Origin of the sequence: Mesorhizobium salmacidum (SeqCode), from assembly GCF_037179605.1 — a bacterium.
Taxonomy (GTDB): domain Bacteria; phylum Pseudomonadota; class Alphaproteobacteria; order Rhizobiales; family Rhizobiaceae; genus Mesorhizobium; species Mesorhizobium salmacidum.
On sequence record NZ_JAPYKS010000001.1, the window covers coordinates 415,415 to 432,880 of the forward strand.

A 17,466-nucleotide genomic window follows, 5' to 3' on the forward strand; every position below is an offset into this window, starting at 1 on the left:
GACCATGGATTTCGGTCTTTCGGAAGAGCAGAAACTCATTGTCGAGACGACGCGCGCCTTCGTCGAGAACGAGCTTTATCCGCATGAACGCGAGGTCGAGCGCACCGGCGTGCTGCGCCGCGAGCTGATCGAAGAGATCAAAGCCAAGGCGATCGAGGCCGGGCTCTATGCGGCGAACATGCCGGCCGATGTCGGCGGCGCGGGTCTCGATACGGTGACCTGGCTGCTCTACGAGAAGGAGCTTGGCCGCGCCAATTACGCGCTGCACTGGACCTGCGTTGCGCGCCCCTCCAACATCCTGCTCGCCGGCACGCCGGAACAGCGTGAAAAGTACCTTTTCCCCTGCATCCGCGGCGAGAAATGGGATTGCCTGGCGATGACGGAGCCCGGCGCGGGCTCCGACCTGCGCGGCATGAAGGCGACCGCCGTGCAGGATGGCGACGACTGGGTGCTGAACGGCACCAAGCATTTTATCTCCCACGCCGATCTCGCCGATTTCGCCATCGTCTTCATGGCCTCGGGCGAGGAGGATTCACCGCGTGGAAAACGCAAGAAGATCACCGCCTTCTTCGTCGACAAGGGCACCAAGGGTTTTATGGTGCGCGACGGTTATCGCAACGTCTCGCATCGCGGCTACACCAACGCCATTCTCGAATTCGATGACTGCCGCCTGCCGGCATCCCAGGTTCTGGGCGAGGTGCACAAGGGCTTCGATGTCGCCAATTCCTGGCTCGGCGCGACGCGCCTGCAGGTCGGCGCCACGTGCCTGGGCCGCGCCGAGCGGGCGCTTGGCCATGCGGTCGAATATGCCGCGCAGCGCCAGCAGTTCGGCCAGCAGATCGGCAAGTTCCAGGGCGTGTCGTTCAAGCTTGCCGACATGGCGACGGAACTGAAGGCCGCCAACCTGATGGTGTTCGAAGCCGGCTGGAAGTACGATCAGGGCATCGTCACCGACCAGGACATGGCCATGGCCAAACTGAAGGCCACCGAAATGCTTGCCTTCGTCGCCGATGAGGCAATCCAGATCCATGGCGGCATGGGGCTGATGGATGACCTTCCGCTGGAACGCATCTGGCGCGACGCCCGCGTCGAGCGCATCTGGGAAGGCACATCGGAGATTCAGCGACATATTATTTCGCGGGCGCTGCTGCGTCCCTTCGGTGCTTAGAGCATGATAGCCAAGACCGGCATCCGGTTTTGTCGGGCAAACGGGATGGTTTGTCCTGAGATCGTGCTCAAAACGAAAAGATGACCATGCATAAACTCGAACGCCTTCTGCGCCCGAAATCGATCGCCGTGTTCGGTGGCGTGCAGGCCGCCGCCGTCGTGGCGCAATCGATCAAGATGGGGTTTGCCGGTGAGATCTGGCCGGTGCATCCGACCAAGGACGAGGTTGCCGGGCGCAAGGCCTACCGGTCAGTCGCGGATCTGCCCGGCGCGCCGGACGCGGCCTTTGTCGGTGTCAATCGGCACCTGACCATCGAGGTGATCAAGGCGCTCGCCGAGCGCGGCGCCGGCGGCGCCGTCTGCTTTGCCGCCGGTTTCCTCGAAACCGAGGCCTATGACGAGGATGGCGAACGGCTGCAGGCCGAACTGGTTGCCGCCGCCGGTCAGATGCCGATCATCGGGCCGAATTGCTATGGCCTGATCAACTATGCCGATGGTGCGCTTTTGTGGCCCGACCAGCATGGCGGCATCAGGCTGGACGAGGGCGGCAAGGGTGTCGCCATCATCACCCAGTCCTCCAACATCGCCATCAACATGACAATGCAGAAGCGTGGCCTGCCGATCGCCTTCCTGATGACCGCCGGCAACCAGGCGCAGACCGGCCTGTCGGAAATGGCGCTTGGCCTGATCGAGGACGAGCGGGTGACGTCCCTCGGCCTGCACATCGAGGCTTTTGATTCGGTAGCCGGCTTCGAGCGGCTGGCGGCCAGGGCGAGAGAGCTCAAAAAACCGATCATCGCCATGAAAGTCGGCCGTTCCGAACAGGCGCGGCAGGCAACCGTCTCGCACACCGCCTCGCTTGCCGGGTCGGACGCTGCTTCCGGTGCCTTCCTGAAGCGGCTCGGCATCGCGCGTGTCGATTCCATCCCCGCCTTCATCGAGGCGCTGAAGCTGCTGCACATCACCGGCCCGTTGCCTGGGTACAGGCTCTCATCGATGAGCTGTTCGGGCGGCGAGGCGTCGGTCATGGCCGACAGCGCCGAAGGGCGCTGGGTCAACTTCCCGGTGCTGACCGACAGCCATCGCGCCCATGTCAAATCGACGCTCGGGCCGCTGGTCGCGGTGGCCAATCCGTTGGACTACCACACCTTCATCTGGAACAACGAGCCGGCAATGACGGCCACCTTCACCGCCATGATGTCGGGCGGCTTCGACCTCAACATGCTGGTGCTCGACTTCCCGCGCCCCGACCGTTGCTCGGTGACCGACTGGTGGGCGACGCTGCGCGCCTTCGAATCGGCGCTGAAGACCAACAAGGCGCATGGCGCCATCGTCTCCTCGCTGCCGGAGAACCTGCCTGAGGAATACACGGCCGAGCTGATGGCGCGGGGCATGGTGCCGCTGTTCGGCATTTCCGAGGCGATGGACGCCGCGCAGGCGGCGGCCTTTATCGGCTGGGCCTGGCGCGAGCCGCAGGCACAGCCGGTCGACACGAGGGCTGCCGGCGCATCCGACGTGCCGCGCGTCACACCTGACGAGGCCGAAGCCAAGGCGCGGCTGATCGAGGCCGGCCTTTCCGTGCCCAAGGGCGAGCGGGCCGGCAATGCGGTCGAGGCCGTGATCTCGTCCATGGCGCTCGGCTTTCCGGTTGCCCTGAAGGCTCTTGGCGTCACCCACAAGTCCGAGGTCGGCGCCGTCAGGCTAAACCTCAAGGACGCCGAATCGGTCAGCACGGCAGCGCATGACTTGCTGCCGCTCGGCACCGGGCTCTATGTCGAACGCATGGTGCGCGACGGCGTCGCCGAACTGATCGTCGGCTTCACCCGCGATCCGATGTTCGGCGCTGTCATGACGCTGGGCACCGGCGGCGTGCTGGTCGAGTTGCTGCGCGACAGCGTCACGCTGATGCTGCCGGCGACCCGCGACGACATAGAAGCCGCGCTGCGCGGGCTGAAACTGTTCCCGCTGCTCGAAGGCTATCGCGGCCGGCCGAAGGCCGACGTCCAGGCCGCCATCGACGCCATCGCGGGCATTGCCGGCTTCGTGCAGCAGAATGCCGGCGAGATCGAGGAACTCGACATCAATCCGCTGATCGTCTGCACGAAAGGCAAGGGCGCCTGGATCGCCGACGCGCTGCTGGTGCTGGGAGAGAACAAGAATGTCTGACGTCATTTCGACCCGCCGCGAAGGCACCATCCTCGAGGTCACGCTCGACCGCCCCAAGGCCAACGCCATCGACCTGAAGACCTCGCGGCTGATGGGCGAGACGTTCAAGGCGTTCCGCGACGATCCGGAACTGCGCGTCGCCATCGTCAAGACCGCGGGCGACAAGTTCTTCTGTGCTGGCTGGGACTTGAAGGCTGCCGCCGGCGGCGACGCGGTCGACGGCGACTATGGCGTCGGCGGCTTTGCCGGCTTGCAGGAATTGCGCGATCTGAACAAGCCGGTCCTCGCTTGCGTCAACGGCATGGCGGTGGGCGGCGGCTTCGAGCTGGCGCTGTCCTGCGACCTCATCTATGCGTCCGATCATTCCTCCTTCGCCCTGCCCGAAATCCGCGCCGGCACGCTCGCCGACGCGGCGACGATCAAGCTGCCGAAGCGCATCCCCTACCATGTCGCCATGGACCTGCTGCTCACCGGCCGCTGGATGGATGTCGCCGAGGCTCATCGCTGGGGCCTGGTCAACGAGGTGCTGCCCAAGGAAAAACTCGAGGACCGCGTCTGGGAGATCGCCCGCCTCCTCGCCAGCGGCCCACCGCTGGTGTTCGCAGCGATCAAGGAGACGGCGCGGGTGGCGGAATCGCTGACCTTCCAGGATGCGATGAACAAGGTGACGCGCCGGCAGTTGCCGACCGTCGATGCGCTTTACGGCTCGGAGGACGGTATGGAAGGTTTTCGCGCTTTCGCGGAGAAGCGCGAGCCTGTGTGGAAGGGGAAATAACTCGGAGATGATGGCGCCAGGCACCCCCCTCTGCCCTGCCAGGCATCTCCCCCTCAAGGGAGGAGATCGGCGGTCTTGCCAACAGCGCTCTTCCGGAAACGTTGGCGGTTGGCGAAAGCCGAGACGACATCCGATCTCCCCCCTTGAGGGGGAGATGGCCGGCAGGCCAGAGGGGGGCGCCTGGGCGCGTTCATTGCTGTCCGGTCTCCGTTCATGACCGACTACGCCAAACTCATCGACGCCGAGACCTGGGCCTTCATCGAGCGGACCAATTCCTATTATCCGCCCGACACGATCGACTACACGATCGCGCGGCAGCGCGAGATCTATGATCGCATGTGCCGCGAGTTCTTTGCCGGCTATCCGCAAGCCGTGACGGCCGAGACGACCGCCATCGCCACACCTGCCAACAACATCCCAATCCGCATCTATCGCAACGCGACGCCGGACCGTGCCGCCATGGTGCTCTACATCCATGGCGGAGGCTTCATCCTCGGCGGGCTGGACAGCCACGACGATGTCTGCGCCGAGCTTTGCGGCCGCACCGGTTATGAGGTGGTCTCGGTCGATTACCGGCTGGCGCCGGAGCATCTACACCCAGCCGCTTTCGACGATGTGATGACCGCCTTCGAATGGGCCGCGGGGAGTTCCGACCGCCCGGTGGTGCTGTGCGGCGACAGCGCCGGCGGCACCCTTTGCGCCGCCGTTGCACACGCGACGCGTGGCCATGCGAAGAAGCCGGTCGGCCAGGTGCTGATCTATCCCGGCCTCGGCGGCGATCGCTCGCGCGGATCCTATGTGACACACGCCGAAGCGCCGATGCTGACGGTGCGCGATCTCGAGTTCTACAAGCACATCCGCACCGGGGGCGTGGACCAGACCGGTGACATCACGCTGTCGCCGCTGGCCGATGCCGATTTCGCCAACCTGCCGCCGACCGTGCTGATGACCGCCGAGTGCGACCCGCTGTCATCCGATGGCGAGGCCTATCGTGACCGCATGGTCGCGGCAGGCGGGCGCGCCACCTGGTTCGAGGAAGCCGGCCTGGTGCACGGCTATCTCAGGGCCCGGCACAGCGTCGGCCGTGCCCGCGCGAGCTTCACCCGCATCGTCGACGCGGTGGCGACGCTCGGAAAGGGCGGCTGGACCTGGTAGGCGCCAATGGGCTGTCTCGTTCAGGAGGCCTTGGCCAGAAAACTCTGATAGTCCGATTTCGCCTGCAGCAGGCGCAACACGTTCTCGCGCGAACCGCGTACATGGGCGCGCGCCAGCGTTCCGGCGCGACGAGCGTCGTTTGCGCAGATCGCCTCGACGATCTCGGCATGCTCGTCGCGGGCGATCTTCCATTCGTCGAGCCACAAGAGTTCCGTCCAGACATAGTGCTGGCACTTGTCGAGGATGCCGCACAGCATGCCGTGCAGCATCGCGTTGCCGCTGATTTCGGCAATGACGCGGTGCAGATCGATGCCGACCTCCAGTTCCTGGAATTTTTCGCGCGTCGTGCGATCGGGAATGGCGGCCAGCCGCTCGCACTCGGCCAGCATGGCGCGCAGACGCGCCTTATCCTTCTCGGTCGCCGCGGCCGCCGCCAGTTCGGTCGCATGGCCGTCGAGCAGTTCGCGGATGTCGAAGGCCTCGCGGAACATGTTGATGTCGAACTCGGTGACGGCATAGCCCTGGCGCGGCCGGCCGGTGACCAGCCCGTCGCGCTCCAGCCGGTTGAAGGCCTCGCGCACCGGCGTGCGGCTGACATTGAGTTTGGCCGCGATGTCGCTTTCGGTGACGCGCGAGCCCGGCGGAATCTGGCCGGTCACGATCATCGCCTTGAGCGCGGAATAGACCGAGTCGCGCAGCGTGTTTTTTGTTTCCTTGGCCAAGGTCCGTTCCCAGTTCTCCGGCTGCTTTAGCCGAACATTGCCTCGTTTGTAGTCGCAGTCGGCGCAATTTGCCACGCCCTGCGGCACCGTCCCATCGCGTTGAACTGATCGTGCCCGCCGGAGTTGACAACACCGATCTCTCGGCTACATTTGAAATTGTATACAAAACCGCATGCCAAATCAAAAACAAATGGGAACACCGGTCGGAGAACCGAAATGAACAGGAACTTTAGAACTTTCGCGATAGCCGGCCTCATTGCCTCCGTGGCAGTGCCTGCCCTCGCCGCCGACACCATCACCGTCGCCTCGTGGGGCGGCACCTATCAGGAAGCGGAAACCAAGGCCTTCTTCAAGCCGACCGCCGATGCGCTCGGCATCACCATCAAGGAAGACACCACCAACGGCCTCGACGACGTGCGCCTGCAGGTGACAGGCAATGCCGTCAAATGGGACATCACCGAGCTGGGCGCCGACGAATGCGCGCGCGGCTCCAAGGAAGGGCTGTTCGAAAAGCTGGATTACGGCATCATCGACAAGAGCGGCATCAACCCCAAGCTGGTGCATGACGACTGGGTCGGCATTTCCTACACCTCCGTCGTGCTGATCTATCGGACCGACGTCTTCGGCGACAAGGGCCCGAAGACCTGGGCCGACTTCTGGAACGTGGAGAAGTTTCCGGGACGGCGCGCGCTGAGCAGCAGCCAGGCGACGGAGACGCTGAGCGTCGCCGCACTCGCCTCGGGCTTGCCGATCGACAAGGTCTATCCCGTCGACATCGACGGCGCGCTGAAATCGGTCGACAAGATCCGTGGCCATGTCGATGCCTGGTGGACCTCCGGCGCCCAGGCCATGCAACTGGTGAAGGATGGCGAAGTCGACATGGCGAGCATCTGGAACGGCCGTGCCGGCACGCTGAAGAAGGCAGGCGCGCCGGTCAGCTTCTCGTTCGACCAGGGCGTGCTCACCGCCGACTGCATGGTCATCCCCAAGGGCGCCAAGAACAAGGAAGCGGCGATGAAGGCGCTGGCGATGTTCGTCAGCCCGCAGCTGCAGGCCAATCTGCCGCTCTATGTCGACAATGGGCCGGTCAACGAGAAGGCTTTCGAGACCGGCAAGATTCCGCCCGAGCGGATCAAGGACATCAACTCGGCGCCCGAAAACGTCAAGAAGCAGGTGTTGCAGGATGCCGAGTTCTGGCGCGACACCCTCGTCGAGGCGACGGAGAAGTTCAACAATCTGATCCAGCAATAGGCCGGAACCCTGACATTGCGGGGCGGCGCAAACGCCGCCCCGCTCCTTCAGTCTCTGCCCAGGAGAAAACGATCTTGTCCATTGCACCATCCGCGCTGCCGATCAGCATGCGCCGGATCGAGAAACGGTTTGGCAGCGTGCCGGTGCTGCGCGACCTGAATCTCGATGTCGAGGCCGGCGAGTTCCTGACGCTGCTCGGGCCTTCCGGATCGGGAAAGACGACGCTGCTGATGATCCTGGCCGGTTTCGTCAGAGCCAATGGGGGGAGCATCAAGGTCGGCGGCGACGAGATCATCACCACGCCGCCGCACAGGCGCAATATCGGCATGGTGTTCCAGAACTATGCGCTGTTTCCGCATATGAATGTCTTCCACAACATCGCCTTCCCGCTGAAGCAGCGCGGCGTCGCGGCAGCCGAGACGGCGCAGCGCGTGAAGAAGGCGCTGGAGCTGGTGAAGCTGCAGGGCTTGGGCGAGCGCCGCGTCGACCAGCTCTCCGGCGGTCAGCGCCAGCGCGTGGCCCTGGCGCGCGCCATCGTCTTCGAGCCGCGCATCGTCTTGATGGACGAACCGCTGTCGGCGCTCGACAAGGGCCTGCGCGAGCATATGCAGATCGAATTGCGCGCGCTTCACCGCCGTCTTGGCATGACGACGGTCTATGTCACGCACGACCAGCGCGAAGCCATCACCATGTCGGACCGTATTGCCGTGATGAACGCTGGCCGCATCGAACAGCTCGACAAGCCCGAAACCCTCTATGCCGCGCCGAAGACGCAATTCGTGGCCGGTTTCATCGGCGAATCGAATTTCATTCCCGTCGAGTGCCGCAACGGGTCGGTCTGGTATCAGGACAGGCGAATCCAGACCGGCGCACCGACACCGCCGGCGGGTCGGCATCTGATGGTGGTGCGACCGGAGAAGTTGCGGCTGGTCACCGCGGACGAGCCGTCGACCGGCATCAATGTGCTCGATGCCAGGGTCAGCGACATCATCTACCAGGGCGACAGCTTCGTCTGCTACGCCAGCCTGAGCGACGGCCGCCAGCTGACGCTGCGCGATTATTGCCGCAGCGATGTGCTGGCCAGAATGCCGGCGCCCGGCCAGCCGATCACGCTCGGCCTCGATGCCAAGGACACGATCCTGGTGGCGGCCGAGGGATGAGCGCGCAATCCGCCCTGCTGAAAGAGATCGCCGGCCCGGCGAGGCAGGATCTGAACGCGCAAGAGCTACGCGCCGATGCGCGGCGGGAGTCACTGCGGCTGCTGGCGTTGCTGGCGCCGGGCCTGTTCCTTGTCTGTGCCATCATCATCGTGCCGATCGGCTGGCTGTTCTGGCTGTCGCTGTTCGACGAGACCGGCGCCTTCAGCGCCGCCAACTACGCACGCTTCTTCGAGCAGGCCTCCTACATCAGGACCTTCATCACCACCTTCAAGGTCGCCTTCATCGTTACCGGCGCCTGCGTGCTGCTGGGCTATCCCCTGGCCTACATGCTGTCGCAACTGCCGCGCCGGGCCGCCTCGATCTGCCTGATCTTCGTCATCCTGCCGTTCTGGACATCGGTTCTGGTGCGCACCTATGCCTGGCTGGTGATCCTGCAGCGCAAGGGCCTGATCAACAGCTGGCTGATCGACCTCGGCGTGATCAGCCAGCCGCTGTCGCTGGCCAATAATTTTTCAGGCGTGGTCATCGGCATGACGCACATATTGCTCCCGTTTCTCGTTTTGCCGCTCTACGCCTCGATGAAGACCATCGACACCGACTGCCTGCGCGCCGGCATGAATCTCGGCGCCGGCCCGGCCGCGACCTTTAGGCAGATCTTCTTTCCGCTGTCGCTGCCCGGCCTCGCCTCGGGCGTGGTCATCGTCTTCGTGCTGTGCCTCGGCTTCTTCGTCACGCCGGCGCTGATGGGCGGCGGCAAGGTGGTGATGTGGGCGATGCGCATGGAACAGACCACCAGCCTCTATTCCAACTGGGGCGCGGGTGCGGCACTCGGCGTGGTGCTGCTGGTGGTCACGCTCGCGCTTCTGGGTCTGTTCCAGTGGCTGCTCGGCGCGCGCGCCACCGGCGTATGGAGTTCACGATGAGCGGAGATATCGGCCTGCCGATCTCGCACCGGCAACGCCTGTGGCTCTACGGCCTCAGCGGCCTCGTGCTGTTGTTCCTGATCGCGCCGTCGGTCATCATCGTCATCATGTCGTTTTCGGATTCGACGCTGCTGCAATTCCCGCCGCAGCAATGGTCGCTGCGCTGGTACGAAAGCTATTTCCAGTCGCTGGAATGGCGTGACGCCACCATCGTGTCGGTGAAGGTCGCTGTCATGACCGCGCTGGTGGCAACGCCGCTCGGCACCGCGGCGGCCTACGCCATCAACAGGGGTACGCTGCGCTTCAACGGCACCATCAACGCGCTGCTCACGGCGTCGCTGATCATCCCGGTGATCCTGGTCGGCATCGGCACCTTCTTCCTCTATGCGCGCATCGGCCTCAACAACACGCTGACCGGCCTTGTCATCGCGCATACGGTGCAGGCGCTGCCGCTGGTGGTGCTGACGGTGCTGTCGGGCCTGCGCTCCTACGACATGAACCAGGAACGCGTGGCGCGCAGCCTGGGCGCGGGACGCATCGCTGCCTTCTGGCAGGTGACGATGCCGCAGATCCGCTTCTCGATCGTCTCGGGGGCGCTGTTTGCCTTCATCACCTCCTTCGACGAAGTTGTCGTCTCGCTGTTCATCTCGGGCGGCGAGACCACCACCTTGACGCGCCGCATGTTCAACGCGCTGCGCGACCAGATCGACCCGATCATCGCCGCCATCTCGACCTGCCTGATCGTGCTCTCGGTGCTGCTGTTGTCGCTGGCGCAGATCTTCGGCCGCCGGGATTGATTTCATCGGACCCATTCGCTTCAAGTGACCCTAGGGATATCCAGACCAGATGCGTGATTTCCAGTTTCCCGGCCGCTCGCCGGTTCGTGCCACGGAAGCGATTGCCGCGACATCGCATCCGCTCTCGACGCTTGCGGCCATCGAGATGCTGCGCGCCGGCGGCAATGCCATGGATGCCGCTATCTGTGCGGCCGCCGTGCAGGGCGTGGTCGAGCCGCAATCGACCGGGATAGGCGGCGATTGCTTTGTCCTCTACTGCCCCAAGGGACAAAGCGAGGTGCTGGCTTTCAACGGCTCCGGCCGGGCGCCGGCGGCCGCGACCGTCGACTGGTATCGCGACAAGGGTTTTAACGAGCTTCCGAAGCAGGGGCCGCACGCGGTGACCGTGCCGGGCGCCATCGACGCCTGGTGCCGGCTGCTTGAGGATCATGGCAGCAAGAGCCTGGCCGAAGTGCTGGCGCCGGCGATCCACTATGCCGAGAACGGCTATGTCGTGCACGACCGCGTCGCCTTCGACTGGGCCGACCCGGAGACCGATCTTTCCGCCGACGAGCACGCCGCGCGCATCTTCCTGCCCGGCGGCGCCGCGCCGAAGGCCGGCGACGTGCACCGCCAGCCGGAACTCGGCGCCACTTTGCGGATAATCGCAAAGCACGGCCGCGCCGGGTTCTACGAAGGTGCGGTCGCCGACGACATGGTGCGCCGGCTCAAGGAATTGGGCGGACTGCACACGGCCGAAGATTTCGCCACGACCCGAGGCGACTATGTGGCGCCGGTCAGCGTCAGCTATGGCGGCCATGAGATTCACCAGATGCCGCCGAACAACCAGGGGCTGACGGCGCTTTTGATGCTGAACGTGCTGTCGGGCTTCAAGCTCGGCGGGCTCGACCCCAACGGCGCCGAGCGCCTGCATCTGGAGATCGAGGCCGGGCGGCTGGCCTATCGCGACCGCGACCGTTTCGTCGGCGACCAGGACCGTGTCCCGGTGCCCGTGAAGGAGCTTCTGTCGGCCGCCCATGCCGAGCGGCTGCGCGCCGAGATCGACCGCGACCGCGCCATGACCCATCTGCCTGACATCCAGTTGCCGGGCAGCGATACGGTCTATATCTCGATCGTCGACCGCGACCGCAACGCGGTCTCCTTCATCAACTCGACCTATTATTCCTTCGGCAGCGGCGTCGTCGGTCCGAAGACCGGCGTGGTGCTGCAGAACCGCGGCTCGAGCTTCCGCCTCGATCCGGCGCACCCCAACACCATCGCACCCGGCAAGCGGCCGATGCACACGATCATGCCCGGCATGGCGACCAAAAACGGCTGCGTGGTGATGCCGTTCGGCGTCATGGGCGGCGGCTACCAGCCCTTCGGCCATGTCCATCTTTTGACCAACATGATCGATTTCGGCATGGACCCGCAGCAGGCGCTCGATGCCCCCCGGGTGTTCTACAATGACGGCATGGTGGAAGCGGAGCGCAACGTGCCCACCGAGGCGATCGAAGGCCTGCGCCGGCGCGGCCACGCCATCACCGAGCCGCACCATCCGCTCGGCGGCGGCCAGGCGGTGCTGATCGACTGGGAAAAGGGAACGCTGACCGGCGCGTCGGATCCGCGCAAGGACGGGATGGCGCTGGGGTATTGAGATTAGCTCTTTCGCCCGTTTACAAGGAGAAATGCCCGGCAGGGCAATGAGGGGGCGGCGCCAACCTCCGCTGGACTTTCACGATCTTTGAAACATAGCCGGTGACCATGACCCAAACCCACACAGACCTCTCCCGCCGCCTCGTGGCCGGCGCCGACGACGCGCCGGCCATCCTGGCACCCGACAGGCCCACGCTCACCCATGGCGGCCTGCGCGCGCTGATCAAAGCCACTGCCACACAGCTGCACGCGCTCGGCATCGGCCGGGGCGACAGGGTGGCGATCGTGCTGCCGAACGGGCCTGAGATGGCAACGGCCTTCGTCGCCGTGGCGGCCACCGCCGCGACGGCGCCGCTCAATCCCGCCTACCGGGCCGACGAGCTCGATTTCTACCTGACCGACATCGGTGCCAAGGCGATCCTCGTCGCCGAGAACGAGACTGGCCCTGCCGTGACGGTGGCCGGGCGCCTCGGCATCGGCGTGCTGCGGCTCATCGTGCCGCCAGACGCGCCGGCCGGCAGTTTTGCCATCAAGGGCGCGGCGGTCGGCCAGCAAGCGGCGCCCGCCATGGCTGGGGACCAAGACATCGCCCTGCTGCTGCATACGTCGGGCACCACCTCACGCCCCAAGCTGGTGCCGCTCAGCCATGCCAATGTCGCGGCCTCCGCCCGCCATATTGGCGCGACGCTTGGCCTGACGGCGGATGACCGCTGCCTCAACATCATGCCGCTGTTCCACATCCACGGCCTGATCGCGGCGGTGCTGTCGTCGCTGGCATCGGGCGGCAGCATCTACTGCACGCCGGGGTTCAACGCGCTGCGCTTCTTCCAGTGGCTGAGCGACGCCAAACCGAGCTGGTACACCGCCGTGCCGACCATGCACCAGGCGATCCTGGCGCGCGCGGCGCGCAATGCCGAAGCGCTGGCGGCGGCACGCCCGCGCTTCATTCGCTCGTCCTCGGCGTCGCTGCCGGCGCAGGTGATGGCCGAACTCGAGGCGACCTTCGGCTGCCCTGTCATCGAATCCTACGGCATGACCGAGGCCGCGCACCAGATGGCGTCGAACCGGCTGCCGCCGGGCTTGCGCAAGCCGGGCAGCGTCGGTGCGGCCGGCGGCCCCGAAGTGGCCGTGATGACGCCGGACGGTCGGCTGGTGCAAGCCGGCGAGACCGGCGAGATCGTCATTCGCGGCCCCAACGTCACCTCAGGCTATGAGAAGAACCCGGACGCCAACGCCACTGCCTTCGCGCATGGCTGGTTCCACACCGGCGACCAGGGCGTGCTCGACACTGACGGCTATCTCAGGGTCACCGGCCGGCTGAAGGAGATCATCAATCGCGGCGGCGAGAAGATCTCGCCGCTCGAGGTCGACAATGTGCTGATGGACCACCCGGCGGTAGCGCAGGTCGTCACCTTCGCCATGCCGCATGACAAGCTTGGCGAGGAGGTGGCGGCGGCCGTGGTGCTGCGCGAAGGCATGAGCGCAACCGAGGGCGAAATCCGCGCCCACGCCGCGATGCGGCTCGCCGGCTTCAAGGTGCCGCGCAAGGTGCTGATCCTGGACGAGATCCCAAAGGGCGCGACCGGCAAGCTGCAGCGCATTGGGCTCGCCGCCAAACTCGGGCTCTAATGCATGTCGCTTGGAAGTGTCCTCGGTTCCGAGATAACGACATGCATAGAATCAAAGGCTCACTACGATGAAGATCACCATATTCGGCGCCGGCGCCATCGGCGGCTATCTTGCCGCCAAGCTGGCGATCGCCGGCCGCACCGACCTGTCGATCGTCGCCCGCGGCGCCCATCTCGAAGCAATCAGGGCAAATGGCCTGCGCCTGATCGAGGACGGCAAGGAGACGACCGCCCCGGTCCGCGCCGCCGCCAAGGCGGAAGATCTCGGCGCGCAGGATTATGTCGTGCTGGCGCTGAAGGCGCATTCCGTCGCGCCCGCGCTCGACCAGATCGCACCGCTGCTTGGAGGCCATACATCGGTCGTCACCATGCAGAACGGCGTTCCCTGGTGGTATTTCTACAAGGCCGGCGACGCGCTCGAAGGCACCCGGCTGCATCAGGTCGACCCCGGCGGCACGATCTGGGAGCGGCTCGGCCCGCAGCGCGTCATCGGCTCGGTGGTCTACCCCGCCGTCGAGGTCGATGCACCCGGCTTGATCCGCCATGTCGAGGGCAAGCGCTTCTCGCTTGGCGAACCTTCGGGCGAGAAGAGCGAACGGGCCACACTTCTGGCCGGGGAGATGGTCAAGGCCGGGCTGCAGGCGCCTGTCCGCGACGACATCCGCGGCGAGATCTGGGTAAAACTGTGGGGCAACCTCTCCTTCAACCCGATCTCGGCGCTGACCGGCAGCACGCTGGCCGCGATCGTCGCCGACGAAGGCACCCGAACCCTCGCCCGCACGATGATGCTGGAAGCCCAGGCGATCGGCGAAAGCCTGGGCGTACGCTTCCCCATCGACGTCGACCGCCGCATCAAGGGCGCCGGCGACGTCGGCGAACACAAGACCTCGATGCTGCAGGATCTGGAACGCGGCCGCCCGATGGAAATCGACGCGCTGGTGGGCGCGGTGCAGGAGCTCGGGCGGCTGGTGGGCAAGCCGACGCCGGCTATCGATGGGGTGCTGGCGCTGGTCAGGAGGCTGGCGGTGGAGCGGGGGTGTTACGGGTGAATAGGGAAACCGGCATCGGTTAGGGCCTGCCGTCGCGAATGACCCAAGAGAGATGTCCATAACTCTACCGTTGGACGGCCGCTTTGCGCCTCACCGTGCACGGTCGTTACCGTGACCAAGTGATCCGCTGTACTTCGGGTCTTTCGCTTGCAGTGCTTCCCTGCTTAATTCGTGTAAATTTGCACAATTATAGGGTTGCGACATGATTCCGATCTACATTGGGTATGATCCACGGGAATCCCGCGTTCTAGATGTAGCGCGATGGAGCGCTTATCGGCGGACAAGCACGCCGTTGCAGATATTACCATTGGTGCTCAAAGACCTTGAAGCCCAAGGAATTATGAAGCGACCGATGGTGGTACGGGATGGTAAGCTCTGGTGCCCGATTTCCGAGGCACCGATGGCGACCGAGTTTGCCATATCGCGCTTTGCCGTTCCGTTTATAAGGCAAGGCGGCTGGGCCATGTTCTGCGATTGCGATGTCCTGTTTCTGAAGGATCCAGCCAAGCTGCTCGATCTAGTCGATCCTTCCTACGCGATTATGGCGGTTAAGCACGAGCAACGCGAATCCGAGGCGGTCAAGATGGACGGACAAATGCAGACGTTCTATCGCCGCAAAAACTGGTCGTCGGTCGTTTTGTGGAATCTAGATCATCCGTCCAACAAACGGCTGACCAACGAGATGCTCAATACGTGGCCTGGACGTGACCTCCACGCCTTCAAATGGCTTGAGGACCACGAGATCGGGGAATTGCCTCTGGCATGGAACTACCTCGTAGGGGCTTCGGCTTCGGAACTCGATCCCGCCGATGTCTCGCTGGCGCACTACACGCTCGGCGGCCCTTGGTTTGCGGGCTGGTCCGGCACCACGCAATGGGACGAATTGTGGAGGCGAGAAGAGAGCATTCTGCGCGCGTTTGAGGAACATGCTGTTCAGGTTCCCGCATGAAAACTCGGCTTTTGGATTTCTTGCCAATCTTCTCAATGCCAACTCTTCGCTTGCCCAGGGTCACGGGTCCCGCCTTGGTGATGGGGTCGGCGCCGAATTTTCGCCTCCCGGAGGGACATGGTGCCGATTGGGCACTTGTGACCGTCAATGCTTCCCAGCTTTTGGCGGAAACGTTCGGCCTCCGCCTTCCTGATATCGCCGTCATCCGCCGCGGCATTTTAGTCGGCGCGAGCGAACAGGACTTCTACAAGCGCGATTTGTTAAAGGGACGGCAGGCAAAACATCTGATCATACCGGTTTGGCCGGACGTTGAGGACAAGCTGAAAGCTGGTTGTCGCACCTTCAATTATCGTTTTGATACCTTGCAGGCGCTCACCAAATGGCAACTTGCCAACATCGTCTGGCGGCTTAGCGGCAAATATCATGTGTCCCGCGGCTGGCACCGGAAAATCTCCACCGGAGCCTTCGCGATCATGTTGACGCGTTTCGCCGGTTTCGCTCCTGTTGTAGTCAGCGGGTTTTCCCTGTCCCAGGCTGGGCATGGATACGACACCCGAAATGCCTTTCGATATCATGCCGACGAAGATGCGGATTTGCTTCGCCTGGTAGTGAGTAGAGGCGAGCCAATCTACGCAGAGGATAGGGACTTCGCTGCGGAAACTGGATTGCCCTTGTGGCAGGGACAGATGCCATGACGAGTGCTTCTTAGGGAAGTTTGCAACATGGGCTGTCCCGAACGCTATAGCAAAGATGATCTAGCTCCGATGGTGAAAAGAGAGATATCCATTTCTCGGAGATGCGAGCCGACCAACGACCAACATCACCCGCCCTTCAGGAGGTTGGTGTGCTGAATATCTCGATGGTTGATCGGCAGACTATCAAGTCCATTCTCGTTATTCAGACGAAGTACATCGGGGACATCATTCTGACCTCGGTGCTCGTGCGAAATCTGCGCCTCGCTTACCCAAACGCTGCGATAGCCATGCTTTGCGCTCCTGGCTCGCGAGACTTCGTAATCAGCCAGAATATCGCGGACGTGGCCATCGGGTTCGACGGTCGAAGTGCTGGTAGAAGTCTGCTTCAGCGGGTGAAGGAATATTCAAGCTTGGTCGCTGACCTCCGTCGCCGAAAATTCGATCTCACCATTGATGTAACTGACTCGAAGACGTCAAGGATATTGCACAGGTCATTCGGCGCTCCGCTGCGCGTTGGGTACAACCCCCCGGAAAAGCCCCTGAAATTTTGGGAAGGTCAGCCTGCTAATATATTTGCTGAAACCTTCGGTCGTGGAGGCGCGCATTATTTGTACCGATATTTGTCCCCGCTTGAAGCCCTTGGGATAGAATTACGCGAAGTGACACCGAGGCTTGAACCCACACCGGTCGGGCGAAGCGCGTCTACCCAGGTTCTGGCGCAAAGCAAGCTGGCCGTAAAAGCTTTCGTCGCTGTGCACGCTGGAGCAAGGTTCGAAGGGCGGTGTTGGCAAGCTGAACGGTTCGCTGCAGTAATCGACGAGGTTTATGCAGCGACGGGCCTGCGGTCACTACTGGTTGGTGGACCTGGTGAAGGCGCAACCGCGCAGGCAATCTTGAACATGGCAATGTCACCATTGGCGAGCGTTGTTGGTAAGATCTCGCTTGAGACATTAACTGCTTTGCTTGCGGATGCATTTACTTTTCTGGGAAACGAGAGCGGCCCAATGCACCTGGCTGCGTCAGTCGGAACCCCGGTTGTGGGCCTTTATGGCCTCACGCCACCCGACATCTGGGGGCCTCTTGGGGTGCTTCACCGCACCGTTGAGCCGCCGTTGCCTTGCCAGTGCATTGCGCCCGATTTGTGCAAACCCGGCAATCCGGGCGGCGTGTACTGCGTTCATCGACTACCAGTCGCCAAGGTCGCCCAGGCGACACGAGACCTGATAGATGCCGTGAGGCAACAGGCGAATGAAACGGCCAATTGAACCTCCGGTAGAAACAGCCACGACCGGCCCGCGTGAAACCGTGAAGAAGGCACTGCGGACCTATTTCGACGAGATCGTGCGATCATCAAATCGGTGATAGGCAGGCGGTAAAACTTCACCAGTCCGCGC

Annotated in this window: 15 protein-coding genes; 14 read left to right on the forward strand and 1 reads right to left on the reverse strand. The window is 63.7% G+C overall.

Annotation, left to right across the window (positions count from 1 at the left end):
- The first annotated feature begins 4 nt into the window (after positions 1-4).
- From O7A60_RS02105 to O7A60_RS02120, 4 genes are all read left to right on the forward strand, one after another.
- A complete protein-coding gene (locus tag O7A60_RS02105; RefSeq protein WP_337104796.1) occupies positions 5-1,168 on the forward strand; it encodes an acyl-CoA dehydrogenase family protein in 1,164 nt (387 codons plus the stop codon).
- Positions 1,169-1,254: 86 nt separating this feature from the next.
- Positions 1,255-3,333, forward strand: a complete 2,079-nt coding sequence (locus O7A60_RS02110; RefSeq protein WP_337104797.1) for an acetate--CoA ligase family protein — start codon at positions 1,255-1,257, stop codon at positions 3,331-3,333.
- Entirely contained in the window at positions 3,326-4,108 is a 783-nt protein-coding gene (locus O7A60_RS02115; protein ID WP_027142457.1) for a carnitinyl-CoA dehydratase, read from the forward strand. Before O7A60_RS02110 ends, O7A60_RS02115 begins: the two co-directional genes overlap by 8 nt.
- Before the next feature lie 213 nt (positions 4,109-4,321).
- Positions 4,322-5,263, forward strand: a complete 942-nt coding sequence (locus O7A60_RS02120) for an alpha/beta hydrolase (RefSeq protein WP_337104798.1) — start codon at positions 4,322-4,324, stop codon at positions 5,261-5,263.
- Between the two features lie 20 nt (positions 5,264-5,283).
- On the opposite strand, the gene O7A60_RS02125 is transcribed toward O7A60_RS02120, so the two are convergent.
- Positions 5,284-5,985, reverse strand: a complete 702-nt coding sequence (locus O7A60_RS02125) for a GntR family transcriptional regulator (protein ID WP_027142459.1) — start codon at positions 5,983-5,985, stop codon at positions 5,284-5,286.
- Between the two features lie 216 nt (positions 5,986-6,201).
- On the opposite strand from O7A60_RS02125, the gene O7A60_RS02130 reads away from it, so the two are divergent.
- From O7A60_RS02130 to O7A60_RS02175, 10 genes are all read left to right on the forward strand, one after another.
- A complete protein-coding gene (locus tag O7A60_RS02130; RefSeq protein ID WP_027142460.1) occupies positions 6,202-7,236 on the forward strand; it encodes an ABC transporter substrate-binding protein in 1,035 nt (344 codons plus the stop codon).
- A 74-nt stretch (positions 7,237-7,310) separates the two neighbouring features.
- Complete coding sequence (locus O7A60_RS02135) at positions 7,311-8,396, forward strand: ABC transporter ATP-binding protein (protein ID WP_337104799.1); 1,086 nt, start codon at positions 7,311-7,313, stop codon at positions 8,394-8,396.
- On the forward strand, positions 8,393-9,319 hold the full coding sequence (locus O7A60_RS02140; protein ID WP_337104800.1) for an ABC transporter permease: 927 nt from the start codon (positions 8,393-8,395) through the stop codon (positions 9,317-9,319). The genes O7A60_RS02135 and O7A60_RS02140 overlap by 4 nt, the downstream gene beginning before the upstream one ends.
- On the forward strand, positions 9,316-10,116 hold the full coding sequence (locus O7A60_RS02145; RefSeq protein ID WP_337104801.1) for an ABC transporter permease: 801 nt from the start codon (positions 9,316-9,318) through the stop codon (positions 10,114-10,116). The genes O7A60_RS02140 and O7A60_RS02145 overlap by 4 nt, the downstream gene beginning before the upstream one ends.
- A 49-nt stretch (positions 10,117-10,165) precedes the next feature.
- Complete coding sequence (gene ggt / locus O7A60_RS02150; protein WP_337104802.1) at positions 10,166-11,752, forward strand: gamma-glutamyltransferase; 1,587 nt, start codon at positions 10,166-10,168, stop codon at positions 11,750-11,752.
- Between the two features lie 107 nt (positions 11,753-11,859).
- Complete coding sequence (locus tag O7A60_RS02155) at positions 11,860-13,380, forward strand: acyl--CoA ligase (protein ID WP_337104803.1); 1,521 nt, start codon at positions 11,860-11,862, stop codon at positions 13,378-13,380.
- Positions 13,381-13,447: 67 nt separating this feature from the next.
- The gene (locus O7A60_RS02160; RefSeq protein ID WP_337104804.1) at positions 13,448-14,428 is read left to right on the forward strand and encodes a 2-dehydropantoate 2-reductase; all 981 of its coding nucleotides are present in this window, start codon (positions 13,448-13,450) and stop codon (positions 14,426-14,428) included.
- Positions 14,429-14,738: 310 nt separating this feature from the next.
- The gene (locus tag O7A60_RS02165) at positions 14,739-15,377 is read left to right on the forward strand and encodes a hypothetical protein (protein ID WP_337104886.1); all 639 of its coding nucleotides are present in this window, start codon (positions 14,739-14,741) and stop codon (positions 15,375-15,377) included.
- The gene (locus O7A60_RS02170) at positions 15,374-16,072 is read left to right on the forward strand and encodes a hypothetical protein (RefSeq protein ID WP_337104805.1); all 699 of its coding nucleotides are present in this window, start codon (positions 15,374-15,376) and stop codon (positions 16,070-16,072) included. Before O7A60_RS02165 ends, O7A60_RS02170 begins: the two co-directional genes overlap by 4 nt.
- Before the next feature lie 149 nt (positions 16,073-16,221).
- Entirely contained in the window at positions 16,222-17,337 is a 1,116-nt protein-coding gene (locus O7A60_RS02175) for a glycosyltransferase family 9 protein (RefSeq protein ID WP_337104806.1), read from the forward strand.
- Positions 17,338-17,466: the final 129 nt, after the last annotated feature.

What these genes read in the sequence shown, in the direction of transcription:
- O7A60_RS02155 (WP_337104803.1), top strand. Translation starts at nt 11,860, where the DNA reads ATGACCCAAACCCACACAGACCTCTCCCGCCGCCTCGTGGCCGGCGCC.
- O7A60_RS02120 (WP_337104798.1), top strand. Translation starts at nt 4,322, where the DNA reads ATGACCGACTACGCCAAACTCATCGACGCCGAGACCTGGGCCTTCATC.
- O7A60_RS02145 (WP_337104801.1), top strand. Translation starts at nt 9,316, where the DNA reads ATGAGCGGAGATATCGGCCTGCCGATCTCGCACCGGCAACGCCTGTGG.
- O7A60_RS02115 (WP_027142457.1), top strand. Translation starts at nt 3,326, where the DNA reads ATGTCTGACGTCATTTCGACCCGCCGCGAAGGCACCATCCTCGAGGTC.
- O7A60_RS02105 (WP_337104796.1), top strand. Translation starts at nt 5, where the DNA reads ATGGATTTCGGTCTTTCGGAAGAGCAGAAACTCATTGTCGAGACGACG.
- O7A60_RS02110 (WP_337104797.1), top strand. Translation starts at nt 1,255, where the DNA reads ATGCATAAACTCGAACGCCTTCTGCGCCCGAAATCGATCGCCGTGTTC.
- O7A60_RS02130 (WP_027142460.1), top strand. Translation starts at nt 6,202, where the DNA reads ATGAACAGGAACTTTAGAACTTTCGCGATAGCCGGCCTCATTGCCTCC.
- O7A60_RS02170 (WP_337104805.1), top strand. Translation starts at nt 15,374, where the DNA reads ATGAAAACTCGGCTTTTGGATTTCTTGCCAATCTTCTCAATGCCAACT.
- ggt (WP_337104802.1), top strand. Translation starts at nt 10,166, where the DNA reads ATGCGTGATTTCCAGTTTCCCGGCCGCTCGCCGGTTCGTGCCACGGAA.
- O7A60_RS02160 (WP_337104804.1), top strand. Translation starts at nt 13,448, where the DNA reads ATGAAGATCACCATATTCGGCGCCGGCGCCATCGGCGGCTATCTTGCC.
- O7A60_RS02140 (WP_337104800.1), top strand. Translation starts at nt 8,393, where the DNA reads ATGAGCGCGCAATCCGCCCTGCTGAAAGAGATCGCCGGCCCGGCGAGG.